Annotated in this window: 2 protein-coding genes and 3 pseudogenes; all 5 read right to left on the reverse strand. The window is 70.5% G+C overall.

Annotation, left to right across the window (positions count from 1 at the left end; genetic code table 11):
• A pseudogene (locus AC3A6B_RS29780) lies at window positions 1-191 on the reverse strand (ABC transporter permease); the annotation flags it as partial.
• Between the two features lie 11 nt (window positions 192-202).
• Entirely contained in the window at window positions 203-1,159 is a 957-nt protein-coding gene (locus AC3A6B_RS29785; protein WP_487840234.1) for an ABC transporter permease, read from the reverse strand.
• The gene (locus AC3A6B_RS29790) at window positions 1,156-1,290 is read right to left on the reverse strand and encodes a hypothetical protein (RefSeq protein ID WP_487840235.1); all 135 of its coding nucleotides are present in this window, start codon (window positions 1,288-1,290) and stop codon (window positions 1,156-1,158) included. Before AC3A6B_RS29790 ends, AC3A6B_RS29785 begins: the two co-directional genes overlap by 4 nt.
• Window positions 1,291-1,326: 36 nt before the next feature.
• Window positions 1,327-1,716: pseudogene (locus AC3A6B_RS29795) on the reverse strand (FAD-dependent oxidoreductase); the annotation flags it as partial.
• Window positions 1,671-1,775: pseudogene (locus AC3A6B_RS29800) on the reverse strand (FAD-dependent oxidoreductase); the annotation flags it as partial. The pseudogenes AC3A6B_RS29800 and AC3A6B_RS29795, both read right to left, overlap by 46 nt.
• Window positions 1,776-1,805 lie beyond the last annotated feature (30 nt).

A 1,805-nucleotide genomic window follows, 5' to 3' on the forward strand; every position in this document is an offset into this window, starting at 1 on the left:
GCCGTGCTGTGCGACAGCAGCCAGGGCCCGAGCAGCGCCGCGAGCAGCCAGAACAGCAGCACCGCGAGGCCGAGCAGTCCGGAGGGGCCGAAGCCGCCGAGCCGGCGCAGCGGGCCGCCCCGGCGCTCTTGCGGTGGTGGCGCCAGGGACGCCGTGGCGCTCACGACCGTCGGAGAGGTGGATGTTTCCATGGTGCTTCTCCTCAACGGTGCCGCAGCCGCGGGTTGGCGAGGATGCCGCAGATGTCGGCCGTCGTCACCAGGATCAGGTAGGCGCAGCAGAAGATCATGGCGCAGGTCTGCACCAGCGGCATGTCGCGCTGCGACACGCCGTCGACCATCAGCTTGGCGATGCCCGGGTAGTTGAAGATGGTCTCGACGATGATCACGCCGCCGAGCAGGTACGACAGGCTCAGCGCCACGGCGTTGGCGATCGGCCCTACCGCGTTGGGCAGCGCATGCGCCAGCACCATGCGCATCGGCGAGGCGCCCTTGAGCCGCACCATCTCGACGTAGGGCGCCTCGAGCTGGTCGATCACCGCGGCGCGCGTCATGCGCATCATCTGCGCGACGATCACGCAGCACAGCACCAGCACCGGCATCGCGAAGGCGCGCAGCAGCTGCCCGACCGACTCGATGTCGTTGACGAAGGACAGCGCCGGCAGCCAGCGCAGCTGGACCGCGAACACCAGCACCGCCAGCGTCGCGACCAGGAACTCCGGCACCGACACCACGCCCACCGCCGTCGTCGAGGCGGCACGGTCGAACCAGGAGCCGCGCCAGACCGCCGAGGCGATGCCGAGCGCCAGCGCGATCGGCACCGAGAAGAGGGCCGTGACGGCGGCCAGCAGCAGCGAGTTGGGCAGCCGGCTGGCGACCAGCTCGGCCACCGGCATCTGCGTGGTGGCCGAGCGGCCGGGGTCGCCCGTCACCATGCCGAGCAGCCACTTCGCGTAGCGTTCGGGCGCCGGCACGTCCAGGCCCATCTGTGCACGCAGCGCAGCGACCGCCTCGGGCGTGGCGTCCTGACCCAACTGCTCCTGCGCGGCATCGCCGGGCAGCACCGCGGTGATCGAGAAGACGATCACCGACACCGCCAGCAGCGACAGCAGCGCCAGCGCGATGCGCTGGGCGAGAAGCTTCAGGATCACATGGTTCATCTCGGTGCTCCAAGGCGCTTTGCGCCGTTCGCCACAGATGGAACCGGCGCCGCCCATTCGGGAAACACCGCGGAATCGGCATTGCCGCGCCGCTGGTGCTTCTCAAAGCTCTTGTTGCTGGTGCTGCTCATGGGTTGTCTCCTCTTGGTGGGTCGATGAAAAATCGCTCAGGCCAGCCGGTCCTTGAGCGTGTAGTAGAGGCCGATTGCCGGCAAAACCACGGCGGGCCGAGGTGGCCGGTGATCGCGGGCCAGTCGCGGCCCTCCCAGGGGCTGGCGAGCACGTCGCCGTCCATCACGGCCGCCATGCGCTCGCCCATGTGAACCGACATCTGCGTGCCATGCCCGCTGTAGCCCATGGCGTAGTAGAGGCCGTCGCGCTCGCCGGCGTGGGGGCAGGCGGTCCTGCGTCATGTCGACCAGGCCGCCCCAGCAGTAGCCCAGCCGCGCGGCGCCGAACTGCGGGAAGATCTGGGCCAGCCCGGCGCGCAGCCGGCCTCCAGCACCGCCACCTTGGCGCCGCGCTTCGCCAGCGCCAGCGCCGCCGACAGGCCGGTGAAGCCGCCGCCGACGATGGCGACGTCGACCTGCGCCGGCAGCTCGCACGAGCGCGGCACGAAGGCGGGCGCCGAATCGGTCCAGTAGGA

The sequence above is a fragment of the Variovorax sp. Soil_C_33 genome (assembly GCF_057656935.1).